The 20,103-nt window shown below is 70.2% G+C and carries 17 protein-coding genes and 1 pseudogene; 5 read left to right on the forward strand and 13 right to left on the reverse strand.

All coding sequences use genetic code 11. The annotated features are described in order from the left end of the window. Window positions 1-105: 105 nt before the first annotated feature. Window positions 106-891, forward strand: coding sequence for a class I SAM-dependent methyltransferase (locus QFZ50_RS15550; protein WP_307085677.1), 786 nt, complete (start codon window positions 106-108; stop codon window positions 889-891). 66 nt (window positions 892-957) lie between these two features. Further along, window positions 958-1,351, forward strand: a pseudogene (locus tag QFZ50_RS15555) (DUF7793 family protein). A 1-nt stretch (window position 1,352) separates the two neighbouring features. Here QFZ50_RS15555 and QFZ50_RS15560 read toward each other — a convergent pair. Next, complete coding sequence (locus QFZ50_RS15560) at window positions 1,353-2,828, reverse strand: MFS transporter (protein ID WP_307085679.1); 1,476 nt, start codon at window positions 2,826-2,828, stop codon at window positions 1,353-1,355. A gap of 88 nt (window positions 2,829-2,916) precedes the next feature. Here QFZ50_RS15560 and QFZ50_RS15565 point away from each other — a divergent pair, with 88 nt between their 5' ends. Continuing rightward, window positions 2,917-3,477 (forward strand): TetR family transcriptional regulator, encoded by a 561-nt coding sequence (locus QFZ50_RS15565; protein WP_307085680.1) that lies wholly within the window; start codon window positions 2,917-2,919, stop codon window positions 3,475-3,477. An 11-nt stretch (window positions 3,478-3,488) separates the two neighbouring features. On the opposite strand, the gene efeB is transcribed toward QFZ50_RS15565, so the two are convergent. The 6 genes from efeB to QFZ50_RS15595 form a co-directional block, all read right to left on the reverse strand. Further along, window positions 3,489-4,763, reverse strand: coding sequence for an iron uptake transporter deferrochelatase/peroxidase subunit (efeB, locus tag QFZ50_RS15570; protein WP_307085682.1), 1,275 nt, complete (start codon window positions 4,761-4,763; stop codon window positions 3,489-3,491). Between the two features lie 7 nt (window positions 4,764-4,770). After that, window positions 4,771-5,973 carry an iron uptake system protein EfeO gene (gene efeO / locus QFZ50_RS15575; protein WP_307085684.1) on the reverse strand — a complete coding sequence of 401 codons (1,203 nt, stop codon included), beginning with the start codon at window positions 5,971-5,973 and terminating at the stop codon, window positions 4,771-4,773. Continuing rightward, complete coding sequence (gene efeU, locus QFZ50_RS15580; RefSeq protein WP_307085686.1) at window positions 5,970-6,821, reverse strand: iron uptake transporter permease EfeU; 852 nt, start codon at window positions 6,819-6,821, stop codon at window positions 5,970-5,972. Before efeU ends, efeO begins: the two co-directional genes overlap by 4 nt. 72 nt (window positions 6,822-6,893) lie before the next feature. After that, entirely contained in the window at window positions 6,894-8,345 is a 1,452-nt protein-coding gene (locus QFZ50_RS15585) for a phytoene desaturase family protein (RefSeq protein WP_307085688.1), read from the reverse strand. A gap of 45 nt (window positions 8,346-8,390) precedes the next feature. Further along, window positions 8,391-9,497, reverse strand: a complete 1,107-nt coding sequence (locus QFZ50_RS15590) for a lipid II:glycine glycyltransferase FemX (RefSeq protein ID WP_307085691.1) — start codon at window positions 9,495-9,497, stop codon at window positions 8,391-8,393. Further along, window positions 9,494-11,119, reverse strand: a complete 1,626-nt coding sequence (locus tag QFZ50_RS15595) for a glycosyltransferase family 87 protein (RefSeq protein ID WP_307085693.1) — start codon at window positions 11,117-11,119, stop codon at window positions 9,494-9,496. The genes QFZ50_RS15590 and QFZ50_RS15595 overlap by 4 nt, the downstream gene beginning before the upstream one ends. A gap of 192 nt (window positions 11,120-11,311) precedes the next feature. On the opposite strand from QFZ50_RS15595, the gene QFZ50_RS15600 reads away from it, so the two are divergent. Next, entirely contained in the window at window positions 11,312-12,397 is a 1,086-nt protein-coding gene (locus QFZ50_RS15600) for an inositol-3-phosphate synthase (protein WP_307085695.1), read from the forward strand. A gap of 156 nt (window positions 12,398-12,553) precedes the next feature. Here the strand turns inward: QFZ50_RS15600 and QFZ50_RS15605 are convergent, their stop codons facing one another. The 6 genes from QFZ50_RS15605 to QFZ50_RS15630 all read right to left on the reverse strand — a co-directional run bounded on the left by QFZ50_RS15605 (window position 12,554) and on the right by QFZ50_RS15630 (window position 19,381). Next, window positions 12,554-14,221, reverse strand: a complete 1,668-nt coding sequence (locus QFZ50_RS15605) for a formate--tetrahydrofolate ligase (protein ID WP_307085697.1) — start codon at window positions 14,219-14,221, stop codon at window positions 12,554-12,556. A gap of 25 nt (window positions 14,222-14,246) precedes the next feature. Continuing rightward, window positions 14,247-15,017: a phosphatase gene (locus QFZ50_RS15610; RefSeq protein WP_307085698.1), complete on the reverse strand. Its 771-nt coding sequence runs from the start codon at window positions 15,015-15,017 to the stop codon at window positions 14,247-14,249. Between the two features lie 31 nt (window positions 15,018-15,048). Next, a complete protein-coding gene (gene mshA, locus QFZ50_RS15615) occupies window positions 15,049-16,296 on the reverse strand; it encodes a D-inositol-3-phosphate glycosyltransferase (RefSeq protein WP_307085700.1) in 1,248 nt (415 codons plus the stop codon). A gap of 249 nt (window positions 16,297-16,545) precedes the next feature. Continuing rightward, entirely contained in the window at window positions 16,546-16,668 is a 123-nt protein-coding gene (locus QFZ50_RS15620; RefSeq protein WP_307085702.1) for a hypothetical protein, read from the reverse strand. A gap of 620 nt (window positions 16,669-17,288) precedes the next feature. Then, window positions 17,289-17,939, reverse strand: coding sequence for a histidine phosphatase family protein (locus QFZ50_RS15625; protein ID WP_307085704.1), 651 nt, complete (start codon window positions 17,937-17,939; stop codon window positions 17,289-17,291). Continuing rightward, entirely contained in the window at window positions 17,936-19,381 is a 1,446-nt protein-coding gene (locus tag QFZ50_RS15630) for a CCA tRNA nucleotidyltransferase (RefSeq protein ID WP_307085706.1), read from the reverse strand. The genes QFZ50_RS15625 and QFZ50_RS15630 overlap by 4 nt, the downstream gene beginning before the upstream one ends. Before the next feature lie 182 nt (window positions 19,382-19,563). Here QFZ50_RS15630 and QFZ50_RS15635 point away from each other — a divergent pair, with 182 nt between their 5' ends. Then, window positions 19,564-20,043 carry an NUDIX hydrolase gene (locus QFZ50_RS15635; RefSeq protein WP_307085708.1) on the forward strand — a complete coding sequence of 160 codons (480 nt, stop codon included), beginning with the start codon at window positions 19,564-19,566 and terminating at the stop codon, window positions 20,041-20,043. Window positions 20,044-20,103: the final 60 nt, after the last annotated feature.

Here is a 20,103-nt window from a genome sequence, read left to right on the forward strand (position 1 = left end):
GTGCGCCTCCCGGGGCGGGGCCCGATCTTTGGTCCGCGGTCACCGTATCCTGCGCGAATGCTTGGCTTCGGGCAGGGAACAGCCCTTCGTCGGTACCCTCTACCCATGCTCAACATCGTCGACCAGCTCCGGATGGTGCCGGAAGTGGCCCGCCTCGCCCAGCGGACGCCCCGCGATCCGGTCACGGCCTGGGAGGGGTACTGGAGCCGTATCGGTACCACCGGCACGCAGGGCGAGGTGCTGTGGGATGCGGAGATCGGGCTGGAGGCGGATCAGTACGCGCAGGCCATCGACCGGTTCATGGACCGCGGTCTCCCGATCATCGATGGAGGGTGCGGCAACGGGCGGTGGACGCGCTGGCTCGCCGGGCGCTTCCCCTCGGCCCTCGGCGTCGATGTCGCGGACAGCGCCGTCCGGCGTGCGGCGCACGAGTCGCAGGAGCTGCCGTCGGTCGCCTTCAGGACGGCGGATCTGACGGCGCCGGGCGCGGGCCTGCTGCTGCACGAGGAACACGGCGACGCGAACGTCTTCGTCCGCGGGGTCTTCCACGTGCTGCGTCCGCCACAGCGGAAGGAACTCGGCAGGAATCTCCGGGACATCGTGGGCGACCGCGGCCGCGTGCTGCTGACCGAGACGAACTTCCGGGGGAACCCGCTGTCCTACCTGCAGAGCCTCGGTGCGCGACCGGGGAACATCCCGGCCCCGCTCCGGAGGGCCATCGGGGGTATCCCCGTACCGGGCCACTTCGGCCCGGCGGAGCGCCGTGCCGCTTTCCCCGACGGCTCCTGGACGGTGCTGGCGGACGGCCCGGTCACCATCGAGGCCGTTCCGATGAGCGGCAGGACCAGCACCAGCATCCCCGGGTATCTCGCTATGCTGGGCGCTCGCTGATCCTTCCGTCCCGGAGGGGACACGCAGCCGTCCGGCCGAGACATCAGCGACGTGAGGAGCAGGGCCATGACCGCACGACCGATCGAGGGCGGCAAGGCCACCCTCGCGCTGCTGCCCGACGGAATCCTCCACCTCGCGTGGGACAGGGACTGCACCATCACGGTGGAGGACGCCGAGGCCGCCATGGCGGCGGTCAACGGCCTCGCCGACGGTGGGGGCCACCCCATGCTCGTCGACATGGAGACCACGCGGACCGTCACCCGCGGCGCCAGGGCCGTCTTCGCGATCCCCTGCGCCGCGTCACGGATCGCCCTGCTGGGGTCCTCCCGTGGACAGGATGATCGCCAACTTCTTCCTCGGCGTGAACTCCCCGCCCTGCCCCACCCGGTTCTTCACCTCACGGCACCTGGCGGTCGCCTGGCTGCAGAGCGGGGCGCGCGAGCACCCGGCGAGCGCCTGACTCAGCCGAGGTGGACGGCCTCGTCCGACGTCGTGAACTCGTCCCTGGGCACGTTGATCAGGACCCAGGAGATCGGCGACGCGAGCGCCAGCGCGATCGCCGCAGCGAGGAACACCACCGAGTAGCCGTCCACGAGCGGCTGCAGCCCGCCCGCCGCACCCGCCATGCTCCCCGCACCCACCGTGTACAGCGCCGTGAAGACGGCCGTGCCGATGGATCCGCCGATCTGCTGGGTCGCGGTGACCGCCGCGCTGGCGACGCCCGCGTCCCGGGGGGCGATGCCGAGGAGTGCTACGTTCTGCAGCGGTACGAAGACGAGGGCGAGGCCGATGCCGAGCAGGATCTGCGCAGGCAGCACCTCGAGGGCGTACGAGCCACCCACCGTGATGCGGCTCAGCACGAGCAGTCCGGCCGCGGCGATCAGGGGCCCGGCCGTCATGAGGATGCGCGGACCCACCGTCGGCAGGAGCCGCGAGACGATACCCGCGGACACGATGATGGCGGCCGTCATGGGCAGGGAGGCGAGCCCGGACATGAGCGGGCTCATGCCGAGGACGATCTGGAAGTGGAGCGTCAGGTAGAGCAGCGCGCCCAGCAGCGCCGCCCCGACCGCGACGGAGGACAGGTACGCGCCGGCGCGCGCCCGGTGCGTGATGATGCGCAGCGGCAGCAGGGGGTGGGCCGACCGGGACTCGACGAGGACGAACAGCCCCAGCAGCACCACGCCGAGGGCGAGGAACCCGAGGGTGTCGGCCCGGATCCAGCCGGCTTCGGCGCGGGAGAACCCGTAGACCACGGAGGCGAGGCCGAGGCTGACGAGCACGGCTCCCGGCACGTCGTAGCGGGTGCTCCCGTCGGCGCGGCTCTCACGGAGGAGGGGGATGCCGACGGCGATGGCCACGACGGCGATCGGGACGTTCACGAGCAGGCACCAGTGCCAGCTGAAGTACTCGGTCAGGACACCGCCGAGCAGGAGCCCGACGGCCGCTCCACCGCCGGCGATCGTGCCGTACACCGCGAAGGCCCGCACGCGGTCCCTGCCGCCCGGGAAGGTCACCGACAGGATGGCGAGTGCGGCGGGGGCCAGCAGCGCGGCGAAGGCACCCTGGAAGCCGCGGGCCACGAGCAGCATCCCGCCCGTCGTCGCGATGCCGCCGAGCGCCGACGCGAGCGCGAATCCGCCCATGCCGATCAGGAAGGACCGCTTCCGCCCCCAAAAGTCGGCGATGCGACCGCCCAGGAGGAGCAGGGCGCCGAAGGTGAGGGCGTAGAGGGTCACGACCCAGCTGCGGTCGCCGTCGGACATGCCGAGCTCGGCCTGCGCCTGCGGCAGGGCGATGTTGACGATGGTCCCGTCGAGGACGACGGTGAGTTGGGCGAGCGCGACGACGGCCAGGACGAGCCAGCGGTTCGCGGAGGCCTTCGGGGCGGCGTCGACGGTGGACGTGCCGGACGGGCCCGGGGTGGGGACGGACATGGATCTCCTCGTAGTGGGTGCCGTCCGACAGTAGGGGGGACGCCCACGCAATGTCAAACGAACTAGTTCGTTTGGGTATACTCGAGGAATGCCTTCGACGACGGACGTACGATCCCGCATCCTCCTGGCGGCGCGGTCCGAGTTCGCCGCCTACGGACTGGCCGGAGCGAGGATCGATCGCATCGCCAAGGCGGCCTCGGCGAGCAAGGAACGCCTCTACGCGCATTTCACCGACAAGGCCACCCTGTTCCAGGCGGTCCTCGACGTCAACGCGGCCGAGTTCCACGAGGCCGTGGCGCTCGATCCCGCCGACGTCCCGGCTTTCGTGGGAGCTGTCTTCGACCACGCGCACGAGCACCCGGACATCCTGCGCATGCTCACCTGGGCGCGGCTCGAGGGCGTCGACTACGACCTCCCGGGCGGTGTGGCGCCGGACGCCAAGCTGACGGCGGTGCGGGAGGCGCAGCACCTCGGGCACGTGGATGCGTCATGGGTCCCGGAGGAGCTCCTGCCGATCCTGTTCGGCATCGCGCAGGCGTGGGTGCAGGCTCCCCTCGTGGCACACGAGAACGCCGCCGAGACGCCGCTGGCCGCACACCGGGCGAGCGCGGTGGAGGCGGCCCGGAGGGTCGTCGGACCGACGGGCTGACCGCCGCAGGATCAGGACTCGAACAGCAGCGAGCCCACGTACCCGCCCTCGGACGTCCCGCCGGGCACCGCGAAGATCGCCGATCCCACGTGGCGGATGTACTCGTTGAGGAGGTCCGAGCCCGCCAGGCGTGTCTGCACCGGGATGAAGGCCCGCTCGGGGTCGCGCTGGAAGCAGATGAAGAACAGCCCGGCGTCGAGCCTGCCGAGGTCGTCGTTGCCGTCCACGAAGTTGTAGCCGCGGCGCAGCATGCGGGCACCGCCGTTCGTGTCCGGATGAGCCAGTCGCATGTGCGAGTGTTCGGCGATGATCGGTTGTCCGCCGCTGCCGGGCATGGCGAAGTCCGGGGCCGTGAACTCGTCACCGCCGGAGAGCGGCGCCCCCTGGCCCTTGGTCCTGCCGATCGACCGTTCCTGCTCCGACAGGCGCGTGCGGTCCCAGGGTTCGATGTTCATGCGGATCTTGCGCGAGACGAGGTAGGAGCCGCCCGCCATCCAGGCCTGGTCGTCCCCCTCGCCCACCCAGACGTGCCCGTCGACGCCCTCGGGGTCCTCGGCCTTCAGATTGGCCGTGCCGTCCTTGAAGCCGAACAGGTTGCGCGGCGTCACCTGGGCGGTGCTGGTGCTGGAGGTCCGGCCGAAGCCGAGCTGCGAGTAGCGCAGCGAAGCGCGTCCGAAGGCGATGCGGGACAGGTTGCGGATGGCGTGGACGGCCACCTGGGGATCGTCGGCACAGGCCTGGATGCACAGGTCCCCGCCGCTGATGCGCTCGTCGAGCATGTCGCCGGAGAACTTCGGCAGGTCCACGAGGGCGCGGGGACGCCGCGCGGCCAGGCCGAACCGGTCGTCGCCGTCGGCGGTGGTGAACAGCGTGGGGCCGAACCCGAACGTGATGGTCAGGCCGGTGGGGCCGAGGTCCATCGCCTCTCCGGTGTCCTCCGGCGGGGCCTCGTAGGGTCCCGCGTCGGGCGCGAACTCGCCGGCACTCGAGCCCTGGCTCATGCGCGCGGCGGCGGTCGTCCAGTCCTGCAGCAGACCGATCAGCTCGGTGCGGGAGATGTCGTCGACATCGAACACCGCGAAGTGCAGGCGGTCCTGTGCAGGAGTGGTGATGCCCGCCTGGTGCTCGCCGTGGAACGGGTAGGTCAGCGCGGCGGGGTCGGGGGCGACCGCCGTCGCCTCCGGCGCGGCGCGTCCCGCCGCCACACCCGCGCCGACGCCCGCCGCAGCACTGGCCCCGGCGAGGGTCAGTGCCCTGCGGCGTGAGATCCGGAAGGTACGTGCCACGGCCCGGTCAGCCCAGCAGCGCCGCGGTGATCCGCGAGAGGGGTTCGCTCAGCGCGTTGACGCGGTCGGACAAGGCCTTCACGTCCTCCTGGGTCAGGTCGCCGTAGGAGACGTAGGCGATGTCCCGCTGCGCGGCGTCGGCCGCGCTCGTGCGGTGCCTGTCGAGTTCCGCCGAGAGGGCAGCGAAGTCGGCATCGAGCGTCGCGGCGAGCTCGGGGTCCTTCGCCTCGAGGAGGTCCTCCAGGCCGTCGACCAGCACCCGGGCCCCCTCGACGTTGCCCTGGAAATCCCAGAGATCGGTCCCCGACCAGATCTCCTCCTCACCCGTGACCTTGCCGTTGGCAACCTCGTCCAGAAGCGCGATGGCCCCGTTGGCGAGCTGGTCGAGGGGCAGCTCGATGTCCTGGATGCTCGCGTGCAGCGTGGTGGTGTCCTCGACGAGCTGCGCCGCCACGGCGCTCCGCTCGGCGGGTGTCAGGGGCGTGTACGCGGCGTCGGCCGGGGGCCAGAGGTCCTTCTCGATGCGGTGCCAGCCGGTCCACTCCTCGCCCTCGGCGAGGTCGGCCTCCCGGTTGTCCAGCTTCGGGTCGAGATCGCCGAAACTCTCGGCGACCGGCTCCACCCGCTCGAAGTGCATGCGGGTCGTCGGGTACAGGCGGCGTGCCTCGTCGTCGTCCCCCGCGACGTAGGCCGCCGCGAAGTCCTCGGTCCCGGTGAGGAGCTGGTCCACCTGGTCCTTGACGTAGGCCTTGTAGTTGGCGACGGCGGCGTCGATCTGTGCCTGCTCGTCACCGGTCGCCTCGACCTGGGCACCGGAGTCCGCCACCGTGAACTCCGCGCGCCCCACGCCGTCGCCCACCATGCCCGGCTTGCACACGGTGTAGTAGGACCCGGGCTTGGCGTTGACCACGAGGTCACGGCTGATGCCCGGACCGATGTTCTCCACCTCGGAGACGATGCGCAGGCCGTCCTCCGCGAGGAGGTAGAACTCGGTAACCTGGTCCCCGGAGTTGGTGATCGAGAAGGTCAGGGGGCCGCTCTGCGCCGTGGCGGCCGAGACGGCGCACTCGTCGGCGGTGCTGGTGACGCTCAGCGTCCCCGGGGCGCCCTCGGCCGTCTCCGCGGAGGCGTTCGGCGTGCAGGCGGTCAGGAACAGGATGCCGCTGGCCGCTGCGACGGCAGCGGACTTCGACAGGCGAGCGGTGGTCACTGGACTCCTTGGGGGATACGGGGCTGGACGGAGGCGGGAGCGGGCCTGCGGCGCGTGCTCTGCCGGATGAACAGCGTCATGGTGGGGATCGTGTAGGCCAGCCAGGCGATGCCTTCGAGCCAGGTGGTCGCGGGCGAGAAGTTGACAGTGCCCTTCAGCAGCGTGCCGTACCAGCTCGACGGCGGGACGGCCGCGCTGACGTCGAACATCAGGTTGCCCAGGCCCGGCAGGATGCCCGCCTCCTGGAGGTCGTGGATGCCGTAGGACAGCACGCCGGCCGCGACGATGATCAGCATGCCGCCGGTCCAGGTGAAGAACATCGAGAGGTTGATGCGCAGCATCCCCCGGTAGAACATCCACCCGAGGACGACGGCCGAGGTGAGGCCCAGCGCGGCGCCGAGGATCGGCTGCGTGGTCTGGCCCGTGGCCTGCACGGCGGACCAAATGAACAGGGCCGTCTCGAGCCCCTCGCGCCCGACGGCGAGGAACGCGACGACCACGAGGCCCTTGCCCCCGGCCGCGAGGTGGCGATCCACCTGGCCGTGCAGTTCGCCCCGCAGGTTCTTCGCCGTGCGCGCCATCCAGAAGACCATCCAGGTGACCAGCCCCACGGCGATGATGGACAGCGAGCCCCCGATGGCCTCCTGCGCCTCGAACGTGAGCCCGTGCGTCCCGTAGGTGAGCAGTGCACCGAAGCCGAGGGAGAGCGCCGCGGCCAGCGACACCCCGCACCAGATGCCGGGCAGCAGATCCTTGCGGCCGATCTTCACGAGGTATGCGACGAGGATGACCACCACCAGGGCGGCCTCGAGGCCCTCGCGCAGGCCGATCAGGTAGTTGGCGAACATGGAATGGCTTTCTTGCCGGGAAGGGCCCCGTCAGCAGGGCAAGGCAAGCATAACCTAACTAGGCCGGCACCTTCAGGGTCGGGTCTGCAGTCCGAGGGCCGGCACGGGCAGCCCGAATTCACGCTTCAGCGCCAGCCGGGCTGCGTTGAGCCCCGCCATCCCGTGCACGCCGGGGCCGGGAGGCGTCGACTGGGAGCAGAGGTAGACCCCCTTGACCGGCGTCGCCCAGGGCTGGACGGAGGGCACGGGCCGGGCGATGATCTGGCGCAGGTTCACGGCGCCGCTGCTGAAGTCGCCGCCCACGTAGTTGGCGTTGTAGTCCTCCAGCGCGCTCGCCGTCGTCGTGTGGCTGCGCACGACGACGTCGCGGAAGCCGGGCGCGAACCGCTCGATCTGCGCCGTGACGGCCTCGGCCATGTCGCGGGTGGAGCCCCGCGGGACGTGGCAGTAGGTCCAGAGGGTGTGGCTGCCCTCCGGGCCGCGGGTGGGATCGAACGACGACGGCTGGGACAGGAGCACGTACGGGCTGTCCGGATGCCTGCCCTGCCTGACCTGCTTCTCGCCCGCCGCGATCTCCTCGCGCGTCCCGCCGAGGTGCGCGGTCCCCGCCCGACGGAGTTCGGGGTGGGTCCAGGGCACGGGACCGGAGAGGATGAAGTCCACCTTGCAGGCCGCGTTGCCGTAGGTGAACGCGGAGAGGGCGGCCGCGTAGGCGGCCGGGAGCCGTCCCCGGGACATCGCCTGGAAGGTCTTCGGCGCCACGTCGAGGAGCACCGCCCGGGCGTCGGACACCTCGGCCAGGGTCCCGATCCTGCTGTCGGTCACGATCTCGCCGCCGTGCTGCCGCAGGTCCAGGGCGAGGGCGTCGGCGATCGACTGGGACCCGCCGACGGGGATCGGCCATCCGACGGTGTGCGCGAGGAGGTTCAGCACCAGACCGGCTCCCGCGCCGGTCAGTGAGGGAAGCGTTCCCACGGGGTGGGCCATGACGCCGGTGACGAGGGCACGGGCCTCGTCGGTGCTGAAACGGCGGTTCCAGGCCGGCAGCCCCTGGTCGAGCACGGCGAGACCGAAACGCAGCGCCGCCTCCGGCTTCTTCGGGATGCGCAGCACGGAGTTCAGCGTGAACGCGAGGATGCCCTGCTCACGTTCGGTGAGCGGCTGCAGGAGGCGGCGATAGGCGTCGCCGTCGACGCCGAGACCCGCTACCGTGCGCTCCAGGCTGCGGTAGGCGACCCCTGCCCGCCCGCCGTCCAGCGGATGCGCGAAGGACACCTCGGGAACGGCGAATCCGATGCGCCGGCTCAGCTCGAACTCCCGGAAGAACGGTGAGGCCAGGGCCATCGGGTGGACCGCCGAGCAGAAGTCGTGGAGATGCTCCTCGTCCATGAGCCGGAGGGACCGCGACCCTCCCCCGATCGTCGGCGCGGACTCGTGGAGCCTCACCGACAGCCCGGCGCGCGCCATGACGACGGCGGCCGCCAGTCCGTTGGGGCCTGCTCCGACGACCACGACATCTGGCATGGGGCTTCCTTTCCTACCCTCCGGGGCTGCTCCCCGCAGGCGCTGCTAGCTGTGCCGGGAGGCGCCGACCGCTCCGCGCCCGCGTCCGACGCGTCGCGCCAGGCCCGTCGCGCGCCGGGCTGCCGCCCTGGCCGCCGCCGGAGCCTTGCGCCGTGCGGCGAGGATCGAGGCCACGGCCGTGTAGCGCACGGGATCCAGGGGGATGTCGTAGGTGGTGGGGACCACCACGACGTTCTTCGAGAAGTTGCGCTTGAAGGTGGTGACGTTCGCGAGACCGGGGTAGTTCTCGCTGGCGATCCCGGTGAGTCCGCACGCCGTGTTCCCGGCTGCCTTCAGCACGCGGAACGCTTCCCAGAGCAGGAGGTACGGGGCGAAGGTGGACCGGGCCTCCAGGGTGCTCCCGGCGAAGTAGTAGACGGAGTAGCCGCGGTACTCCGTGGTGATCAGCCAGCTGAGCGCCGTCCCGTCCCGGTAGGCGACGAGGAGGCGCAGGTGATCGCCCAGCACGGTCAGCAGCGTCTCGTAGTAGGACGAATCGAAGGCCTGGAAGCCGTCCCGTGCCGCGGTCTCCTGCATGATCGGGAACAGCTGGGTGGCGAACACCTCCTTCCATTCCTCACGAGGGATGTGCTTCACCTCCACACCGTTGCGCTGCGCCCGACGGATGCTGTTGCGTGCATTCGGGCGGAAGCTCCTGAGCAGCTCCGCTTCTCCCGGTGTCAGGTCCACCACGATCTCCCGCTCGTACCACCCGTGCTCGATGGGCCCCGTCGCGGGCGCCTGTGGGGTGGCGACCTGCATCCGGACGTACAGCGGGTCGACGGCGGGGTGCTCGCGGAACTGCTCGCGCACGGTGTCCATCAGCAGGCGTTCCGCTGCGGGAGTGCGCTCCGCGAACCACACCGGTCCGTTGATGACCACGACGGATTCCCTGAACCTGCGGGTCACGTGGACGAAGCTCGCGGTGGCGACCAGGGTCCCGGCGGCGTCCCGGTAGGCCCAGATCCCCAGGGGCGTCCGTCCGAGGGCCCGTTCGAACCCGATCCACGCGGGAGTCTGCTCGATGGGGATCACCACGTCGGGGCGGGCGGCGGCCAACTCCTCGAAGCCGGACGGGTCGAGGGGCGTGTAGGTCAGGGGTGCTGCGCTCACTGGTGTTCTTCCGCTGGTCGGTGCCGGTCATGAGGGTGGTCCGTCGCGGCAGGGCTCGGGACGTGGCCCGGCGCTTCGACGGCTCCGGGAGGCGGACCGGACGAGATCCCGGGTCCGTCCTGCAACCCTATCCGAGCCGTGCGTCCCGGTCCTCTGCGTGAGGGCCCGGAGACGGGGTGGCCCGGCTGGAGGAACCGCCGGAAGCCGGAGCGCAGGACGATGCGGTCCGGCGCACGGTCGAAGGGGCCGCCCTGGGGGTCGTCGATGCCGATGCGTCGCACCACGTCGTCCCGGGGGTCGAGGATGTCCCGCAGAACCACGCCCAGAACATATGCTGTTGCGGCAATATGAGCGATTACCGCCCAGGCATACATCCCGAGGCCGAGGTTGTGTTCCGGGGCGCCACCGCTCGTCTGGGCGCCGAGGTAGAGCCAGACCGCCCACCAGTGGAGGACCTCGACGAGCTGCCACGTCAGCACCACCTGCCACCGCGGCACGGCGAGCGCGATCAGGGGTACGAGCCAGAGGGCGTACTGCGGCGAGTAGACCTTGTTGCAGAGGATGAAGGCCCCGACGATCAGGAGGGCGAGTTGTGCGAGGCGGGGCCTCCGCCGCGCCCTCAGCGCGAGCACCGCGACCCCGAGGCACGCGAGGGCGAAGAGGGCCGCGGCCCCGGTGTTGATCTCGGCGGGTGTGAGGACGGCGCCGCCGGCCCGGCGGGCCAGGGCGTTGTAGACGTACCACCCGGAGGAGAACCCGGCGTCCCGGGTCTCGGAGAACGTGAGGAAGTACCCCCAGCCATCCGCGTCACGCACCAGGAAGGGCACATTCACCACGAGCCAGGCCGCGGCCAGACCCAAGAAGGCCGCGGCGCACGGCCTGTACCGTCCCGTGCGGACGGCCAGGACCAGCACCGCCCCGAGCAACAGGACCGGGTAGAGCTTCACCGCCGTGCCGAGTCCCCACAGGACGCCGGCCAGGACCGGCCGGTTCCGGGCGAAGGCCAGCATCCCCGCCGTCGCCAGCAACACCGCCCACAGGTCCCAGTTGATGGTGCCGGACAGGATGATGACCGGAGCGGTCGCGACGATCGCCGCGTCCCACGGTCGGCGGCCGGCGAGCCGCAGGGTCGCCAGGACGGTCAGGATCCACACGGCGGCGACGAGCACGGCGTTCACGTCGAAATACAGGAGCGGCTTCGTACCGGCGGCCTCACCCGCTACGAGATCCACGAGGAAGGCCGTCCCGGACGCGATCAGCCCGAGGAGCACCGGATATTCGAAGAGGGCGCCGGGGGTGATGAACGGACGGACCCCTTCGCCCAGGCCCCGGCTCTGGTAGAGCTCGGTCCAGTCCGAGTAGCACGCACGGTAGAAGTAGTCGGGCGCCGACCACCCCGTCACCCGGCAGGGATTCTTGACGACCACGGCGAGGACGGCCGAGAGGACCGTGAGGAGGATGAGGACGCGCTCCACGGTGAACCACCGGGGCGCGATCCGCCCCGGATCGGTGTGCCGGCCCAGGGGTCCGCCCACCCCTTCGACCATCGGCTCGAGGAGGGGATCCGACCGGCTGGGGACGCTGATGCGGTACGGCCCGCGTGTCCCCGCCTCCGACGTCATCCACCGAGCCTAGCGCCCGCCGCAGGCACCGGCCCGCCGGCCCGGGCCGGGGTTGACGCATGCCGGCCGGGAAGGCAAGGAATGCAGGAGCACGCAGCGGAGTTGAAAACGGAACGTAGACTGGCATTTCCTGCCGACCGCACTGGGGCGATGACGGGCGGGGCATCTTTCAACTGGCTTTCGAGGAGAACTGTGGGACAGAACCCCATTCGCGTGGCAATCATTGGAGTCGGCAACTGTGCCGCATCCCTGGTGCAGGGTGTGCACTACTACCGGGACGCGGACGCGTCGGGTTCCATCCCCGGCCTGATGCATGTCGAGTTCGGCAAGTACCACGTGGGGGACGTCCAGTTCGTGGCGGCGTTCGACGTCGACGGCAAGAAGGTGGGCCACGACCTCGCCGAGGCCATCGGCGCCAGCGAGAACAACACCATCAAGATCGCCGACGTACCGCCCACCGGTGTCATCGTGCAGCGCGGCCACACCCTGGACGGCCTGGGCAAGTACTACCGCGAGACCATCGTGGAATCCGATGAGGAGCCCGTCGACATCGTCGCGCAGCTGAAGGCCTCGAAGGCCGACGTGCTGGTCTGCTACCTGCCCGTCGGTTCCGAGCACGCCGCGAAGTACTACGCACAGTGCGCCATCGACGCCGGCGTCGCGTTCGTCAACGCCCTCCCGGTCTTCATCGCCGGCACCAAGGAATGGGCGGACAAGTTCACGGAGGCGGGCGTGCCGATCGTGGGCGACGACATCAAGAGCCAGATCGGCGCCACCATCACGCACCGCGTGATGGCAAAGCTCTTCGAGGACCGCGGTGTGACGCTGGACCGCACGTACCAGCTGAACGTCGGCGGCAACATGGACTTCAAGAACATGCTCGAGCGCGACCGCCTCGAGTCGAAGAAGATCTCCAAGACGCAGGCCGTGACCTCCAACGTCAAGGCCGAACTGCGGGCCGACGACGTCCACATCGGACCGTCGGACTACGTCGCCTGGCTCGACGACCGCAAGTGGGCGTTCGTGCGCCTCGAGGGCCGCAACTTCGGCGACGCCCCCGTCTCGCTCGAATACAAGCTCGAGGTCTGGGACTCACCGAACTCCGCAGGCGTCATCATCGATGCCATCCGCGCGGCCAAGATCGCCCTGGACCGCGGCATCGGCGGACCGATCCTCTCCGCGTCCAGCTACTTCATGAAGTCCCCGCCGGAGCAGTACGCGGACGACATCGCCCACGAGAAGGTCGAGGCCTTCATCCGCGGCGAGCTCGACCGCTAGGACCGGCGGGCTCGACGCCGTTCGACCTCCGCATCGGGGCCGGGACACGCTATCGCTGTCCCGGCCCCTTCGCGTCCGTCCGAGGGCACCCGACCCGCGGGATCCTCCGCCCGCCGCGGGTGCCTCGGGGGCGACACGATCGGGAACCGCTGGTTCCTAGGACAGCCCGACGGCGTTGCCCTCCCCGTCCACATCCATGCGCAGCGCCGCCGGCTCCTTCGGCAGCCCCGGCATGGTCATGACGGAACCCGTGAGGGCCACGATGAAGCCGGCCCCGGTCTTCGGGATGAGGTCCCGGACGTGCACGGTGAAGCCCTTCGGGGCGCCGAGCAGGCCGGCGTCGTCGGAGAAGGAGTACTGCGTCTTCGCCATGCACACGGGCAGCCCGGACCAGCCGTTCGCCTCGATCTCCCGGAGCCGGCGCAGGGCGGGCACGGAGAAATCGACGCCGTCCGCGCCGTAGATCTCCTGGACGATGATCCTGATCTTGTCCTCGACGGGCAGGTCGAGGGAGTAGAGGTGCGTGAACGCGACGGGGCGCTCGAGGGCCGCGAGGACCTTCGCGGCCAGGTCGTCGCCCCCGGGGCCACCTCCGCCCTGGCCCCAGACATCGGCGACGGCTGCATCGATGCCCTCTCCGGCGCACCACGCCAGCAGCCAGTCCAGCTCCTCCGGCGAGTCGGTGGCGAAGCGGTTGACCGCGACGACGGGCGAGGCCCCGAACTTCTCGATGTTCCGCACGTGGCGGAGCAGATTCGCGGTCCCCTCGCGGAGGGCATCGAGGTCCTCGCGTGCGAGGTCGGTCTTCGCGACACCCCCGTGCATCTTCAGGGCACGGATGGTGGCGACGAGGACGACGGCGTCCGGTGCGACGTCGGCCGCCCGCGCCTTGATGTCCATGAACTTCTCCGCGCCGAGGTCGGCACCGAAGCCCGCCTCCGTGACCACGATGTCCGCGAGGCGCCGGGCGGTCTGCGTGGCGATCACGGAGTTGCAGCCGTGGGCGATGTTCGCGAAGGGCCCGCCGTGTACGAGGGCGGGTGTCCCGGCGATGGTCTGCACGAGGTTGGGCTTGAGCGCATCCTTGAGCAGCAGTGCCAGTGCCCCCTCGACCTGCAGGTCCCGGACCGTCAGCGGCCTGCGGTCGAAGGTGTATCCGAAGGTGATGTCTCCCAGGCGTCGCTTCAGGTCCTCGAGGTCCGTGGCCAGGCAGAACACGGCCATGATCTCGGACGCCACGGTGATGTCGAAGCCGTCCTGGCGCGGTGTGCCCTGCGCGGGCCCGCCGAGGCCGATCACCACCTCACGGAGCGCCCGGTCGTTGACGTCCAGGACGCGCTTGAACGTGATCCGTCGGGGGTCGATGCCGAGTTCGTTGCCCTGGTGGATGTGGTTGTCGATCAGGGCGGCGAGGGCGTTGTTCGCCGACGTGATGGCGTGGAAGTCGCCGGTGAAGTGCAGGTTGATCTCGTCCATCGGCAGCACCTGCGAGTACCCACCGCCCGTCGCACCGCCCTTCATGCCCAGGACGGGCCCGAGGGACGGTTCGCGGAGCGCGATCATGACGCGCTGCCCCGCCCGGGCCAGGGAATCGGCGAGTCCCACCGTGCAGGTCGATTTTCCCTCGCCGGCCGGTGTGGGGCTCATGGCGCTGACGAGGACCACCTTGCCGGGTGTCCCGGCGCCGTCGGGCAGGAGGCGGGGATCGATCTTCGCCTTGAAGCGGCCGTGGAACTCGAGCGCCTCGCGAGGGATCCCCGCCGCATCGGCGATGTCCTCGATGGGCCGGATCGCGGCGGCGCGGGCAATCTCCAGGTCGCTCATGCGGCCAACCTATCAGCGGGCACCGTCATGCCGGCGCCAATCCGGCGCGGTCGAGGACGTAGTCGACGAGCGGTGCGTACAGTCCGGGGCAGACATTGTCGTCGAGCGGGACGGCCACCTCCACCTGGTCCTGCGCCTCGGAGACGAACAGTCCGGGGTCGTTGCAGTCGGCGAAACCGAGGGTGGGCAGCCCCGAGCTGGCGGCCTGGCCCGCCCATCCGTGATCGGCGACCACCAGGTCCGGCGCTGCGAGACCATGGTCGGCGAGGGTGTCGAGGCTCAGCCGCATGGGGTCCGGGAAGTGGGTGTGCATCAGGCCGCCGTGCTGGTGCCACACGAGGACCCCGAATATCTGGCGGATGTCGCCGGCCCCGAAGCGGCGCCCCTCCGGGACCTGGACCACGTCGGCGCCTGCCGCGGCGGCAGCCCGGGCGAGAGCCGCGTGGACGGGCAGCAGCCCGGCGGGGTGGCCCGTGGCGAAGAGGATACGGTCGCCGCGGCGCACCGACTCGCCGAAGCGGTCGCCGAAGCGGTCGAGCGCCGCCACGCACTTCCCCGCGTCGATGGTGTCCTGGCCTTCGGTGTGTCCGCGGTCCGGGCTCGTGCCCACGCGCTGGTGCATGAGGTCGAAGACCTCGTCGAAGGTCCACTCCCGGGTGAGCTCCACCCCGAACCCGAGGTGTTCGTTGCCCTCGAGGAACAGGTGCATGTGCTTCAGGTTGTCCTGCCGGGCCGTGGCCACCTGGCCGGTGATGCGGACGGAGTCGAGGTAGGCGGCGAGCTCGGCGGGATTCACGCTTCCATCCTAGGCGGGCCCGCGGTGCGCTTCAGTGCGCGGCCGCGGTGGGGAAACGGTCGACGGCGGTGCGGTAGCTCTGCGCCGTCAGCAGGGCCGTACGTTGCCAGCCGAACGCGAGCGCGTGGGTCGCGGCGCCGCGGGCGAGCGTCTCCCGGAGCCCGGCGTCGTCGTGGAGCCGCTCGAGGGCGTCCGCCCACCGGCGCGCGGAGTGGCCATGGACGAGGAGCCCGCTGCGACCGTCGCTGATGGCCTGCGGGAGGCCGCCGACGTTCGCGGCGATCACCGGCGTGCCGCAGGCCTGGGCCTCGAGGGCCACCAGACCGAAGGATTCACTGAAGGACGGCATCACGACGGCGTCGGCGGACCTGAACCACTGGGCGAGATGGGTCGCGGTGACCGGCGGGTAGAGCCGGACGGCATCGGTGAGACCGGCGTGGTCGATGACGGGCTGCAGCGCGAGCGCCTCGGAGCCGCTGCCCGAGCCGAGGATGCTGACGGCGAGCGGGATGTCCGGCCGTCGACGCCTGAGCTCGGCGGCCGCGGCGACCAGGACCTGCGGGCCCTTCAGTTTCTGGATCCGGCCGGCGAACACCACGTGGAACTGGCCGGGTGGAACGGCGAGACCGGCGCGCGCGGCGCCCCGGTCCCCGGGGTGGAAGGTCGCGAGGTCCACGCCGGGCGCCACGACGTCGATGCGGTCCGGGACCGCGCCGTACAGCGACACCAGTTCGGAGGCCTCGGTGGTGGTGTTCGCGATGAGGCGCGCTGCCCCGTCCACGATGTCCTGCTCGCCGGCGATCCGGTCCGCGGGTTCCGGCGAGGCGAGGGTCTTCATGCGCAGGTTCTTGACCTTCGCCATGGTGTGCATGGAGTGCACGAGCGGGAGGTTCATCTCCCGGCTGAGCGTGAGGCCCACGGTGCCGGACACCCAGTAGTGGGAGTGCAGTACGTCGAAGTGGCCGTCGGCGAGGAGATCGGCGACGTCGGTGAACGCGTCGGCGAAGGTGTCGGTGAGACCGGGGAGGGTCTCCTTGGGGACGCGCCGGCGCGGCCCGGCTTCGAGGTGGTGGACCACCACACCGTCGTCGAGGACCTCGCGGCTGGGGCGGCCCTCTCCCGCGTCCCGCGTGAAGATCTCGACGTCGATCCCCACGCCGGCGAGTTCGAGCGCTGTGCTCCGGACGTAGACGTTCATCCCGCCGGCGTCGCCTGCACCGGGCTGTTCGAGCGGGGAGGTGTGCAGGGACAGCATGGCTACGCGCCTGACGCCGGACACATCCTCTCCTCTCCGACCGGCTGAGGGGGCAGCGCCGGTCGAGTCAACCTCACGACTTTATAACGCGGCGTCGGCTCGCTACATTCCGGTCGGTGCCTGCGTCAACGGTGTACGCACGGGCCTGGCGGTCATCGTGGAACAGCGAAGCCCGCGCCGGCGGCGCGGGCTTCGCAGGTCGGGCCGGCCGACCGGGTCCCCCGTCGTCGGGGGGATGGTCGGCGGAGGATGGTCGGCGGGGTACGGGAGGGATCACCTGATGTACATCGAGTGGTTCGGCAGCAGAAGCCGCTCCCGGGCGTCCCGGGCGTCCGAGGACGGGGACGACAGGATCCGCCCCCACAGCGAGAGGGTGTTCCTCCATCTCCTCAGCATGCGTTGCACCTCCTTCCTGGAATGGAACCCGGGCATGGGGTCCGCCCGGACGCCCGTCAGCTCGTGGAGGGGGGCGGTGCCGTGCGGGAGCGGGGTCAGCGACCCGCTCAGGATGAATTCGCCGCGCGCAGGAATCACCGGGTCGGGGAGTGCCGCGGGTGGTGCTGGTTTATCCGGGAATTGGACAGGAAGAAGCCGTGAATCGGGCATGATGAAACTCTCTACGCGTAGAACGGCAGGAATGAGCCACGAATGGCATGAAAAAGAATGCCGTCGATAAGAATGGACGAAAGGAAGCCGCGCACGGGTGCGGGGTGACAAGGATCAGCCGGCTGGTGCCGGTGCGCCGACTTCCTAGTGCGTACGGATGATGAAGGCGGGATTGGCGCTACGGGCATAGGCTCCGGTGAGCAGGGTATTCACAATCTCCACCTCCATTTCGTCGATAGCACGGTCGGATGGCCGGGGCCTTCCCTCGATGTTCGAGTTGGGAAGGCCCAATGGCACATGAGCAAAGCTACCCCATTAAATGCTTATGGAAAAGCCCTTTGCCTGAATTGATGACCCGAATTTTCCGGCGGGAGAATTCGGCACTGCCGACACGGGCCGACTCGGGCCGGTCAGAGGTTCCAGTGCACGATCGCCGGGGTGCGCTTGTCCCAGCCGAGCGCACAGACAGCGGCCGTCCCGAGGACGAAGTGACGTCCCTCGATGCCACCGAACTGCAGCCATCGTGCGGCGACGATCCGGAGGAAGTGTCCGTGCGCCACGAGGAGGGCGTTCTCCACGGGCTTCGCCCCCGGATCGCGGTCGGCGGGAGTGCCGCACCCGGCCTGCACCCGCGCGATGACGCGGTCGGCCCGCTCCGAGACCTGGTCGAGCGTCTCCCCGTTGGGTACGCCGTCGTTCCAGATCAGGTATCCGGGGTTCTCCTCGCGGACCGTCGCGCTGTTCCTGCCCTCGTTGTCGCCGTAGTCCCACTCGTGCGCGAACGGCAGGACCTCGGCATCGGGGAACCCTGCCAACTCGGCGGTGCGGACGGCACGCTGCAGGGGCGAGGTCATCACGAGGCCGAAATCGATGCCCTCGAGGTGTTCACGTGCTGCGAGCGCCTGCTCCTCCCCGTGCTGCGTCAGCGAAAGGTCCGTGAGCCCCGTGTAGCGGCCGTCCCTGGACCACTCCGTCTCACCGTGCCGCAGGAGCCACAGCTTGGGGAGCGGGGTCCCGGCGGGGGTGCGGTCCGGTGTGGCGGCGCCTGTCATCGGCTTCATGGTGTGCTCCCCTGGGATTCGGGCTGGTCACTCCACCATCGGCGGAGCTTGGCTTCGGCCTCAGCGGGCTCGTGCGGCCCGTGCTCCATCCGTTCCTCGAGGAGGTAGCGGTAGGCACGGCCCACGACGGGGCCGGGTCGGATGCCGAGGAGCGTCATGATCTGCTCGCCGTCGAGGTCGGGCCGGATGGCATCCAGTTCCTCCTGCTCGGCGAGCGCCGCGATCCTCGCCTCGAGGTCGTCGTACGCGAAGGAGAGGCGCTCGGCCTTCCGGCGGTTACGGGTGGTGACATCGGAGCGGGTCAGGCGGTGGAGCCGCTCGAGGAGGGGACCGGCGTCGCTGACGTATCGGCGCACGGCGGAATCGCTCCACCCGGCTTCCCCGTAGCCGTAGAACCGCATGTGCAGTTCCACCAGCCGTGCGACGGCCTTGACGGTGTCGTTGTCGAACCGCAGCGCCCTGAGCCTTCTGGCGGTGAGCTTCGCACCGACGGCGTCGTGGTGGCGGAAGCTCACGGCACCCCCCGGCTCGAACTTCCGGGTGGCGGGCTTGCCGATGTCATGCAGGAGCGCGGCCAGCCGCAGGACGACGTCGGGTCCCGGCACGGGGCCGTCGTCGCCCGTCTCGAGGGCGCAGGCCTGGCGCAGGACCGTCAACGAGTGCTGGTAGACGTCCTTGTGCCGGTGGTGCTCGTCCGTCTCGAGGCGCAGCGCGGCGACCTCCGGCAGCACGTGCTCGGCGAGCCCGCTGTCCACCATCAGGTCGATCCCGGCGTCGGGCGCCTCGCCCCGGAGCAGTTTGACCAGTTCGTCGCGCACGCGCTCCGCGGAGATGATCGAGATCCGTTCGGCCATGGCCGCCATGGCCTCCGAGACCTCGGGGGCCACCGTCACCCCCAGCTGGGACGCGAAGCGCGCGGCGCGCATCATGCGCAGCGGATCGTCGGAGAACGACGACGACGGCGTGCCCGGCGTGCGCAGGACCCCGGCGTGGAGGTCGCGCACCCCGCCGAAGAGGTCCACGAGTTCGAGGGAGGGCAGCCTGAGCGCCATCGCGTTGATGGTGAAGTCGCGGCGGACCAGATCGTCCTCGAGGCTCGTACCGAAGGCGACCGTCGGGTTCCTGGACGCAGGATCGTAGGCCTCGGCCCGGTAGGTGGTGATCTCGATCTGGTAGCCGTCCTTGCGGAGCCCGATCGTGCCAAAGGCACGGCCGATCTCCCAGAAGGTGTCGGCCCAGCGCCTGATGAGCGCGACGATCCGGTCCGGGTCCGCGTCCGTGGTGAAATCGAGGTCCGGCGACACCCTGCCGAGGAACAGGTCGCGCACCGGCCCCCCGACGAGCGAGAGCTCATGCCCTGCGGCGTCGAAAAGTTCGCCCACCTCGAGGACCACGGGAGGAAGGGGTGCGGTGAGGGTCGAAGTGTCCAGCAGGTGCGCCATAGTCCCTTAAGGGTGCCAGATCGGCGCCGGTTTCCCACACCGCGTACAGCCCCGCGCGGATGCTGTACGAACGCGCGGGCGACGCGTCACGCCGTCATCGGCGCTCCTGAAAGATCGTTAGAGTGGACTGCATGGACCGACCCGTTCCAAGTGCTCCCAAGCGCACTCCCTTGACTGTGTCAATGGGAACCACGGGTATGCCTGCCGTGCAGCACCAGCTGCCCACGGTGGAGGAGGTGTCTGCCGGCGGGATCGTCGTGGACACCACGAGGGAGACGCTCGACGTCGCCATCATCGCGCGCCTGAACCGCGGCGGCCGCCTCGAGTGGTGCCTGCCGAAGGGCCACCCGGAAGGCGTGGAGAACAGCGAGGAAGCCGCTGTCCGGGAGATCGCCGAGGAGACCGGGATAGAGGGCAGGATCGTCTCCGCCCTCGGCAGCATCGACTACTGGTTCACCGTCAGCGGGCACCGGGTGCACAAGACGGTCCACCATTTCCTGCTCATCGCCACCGGTGGTTACCTCACCATCGAGAACGACCCGGACCACGAGGCGGTCGACGTCGCCTGGGTCCCCCTGCAGGAGCTCGGACGGAAGCTGTCATTCCCCAACGAACGCCGGATCGCGGATCTCGCCCGCGAGGTCCTCCCCGAGCACCTCTGAGCCCCCGCGCTCCGCTGCGTCGCGCGTCGTCGTCCGCCCGTGGATGAGACGATGGAGAAC

This window comes from Arthrobacter agilis, assembly GCF_030816075.1.
GTDB lineage: Bacteria > Actinomycetota > Actinomycetes > Actinomycetales > Micrococcaceae > Arthrobacter_D > Arthrobacter_D agilis_E.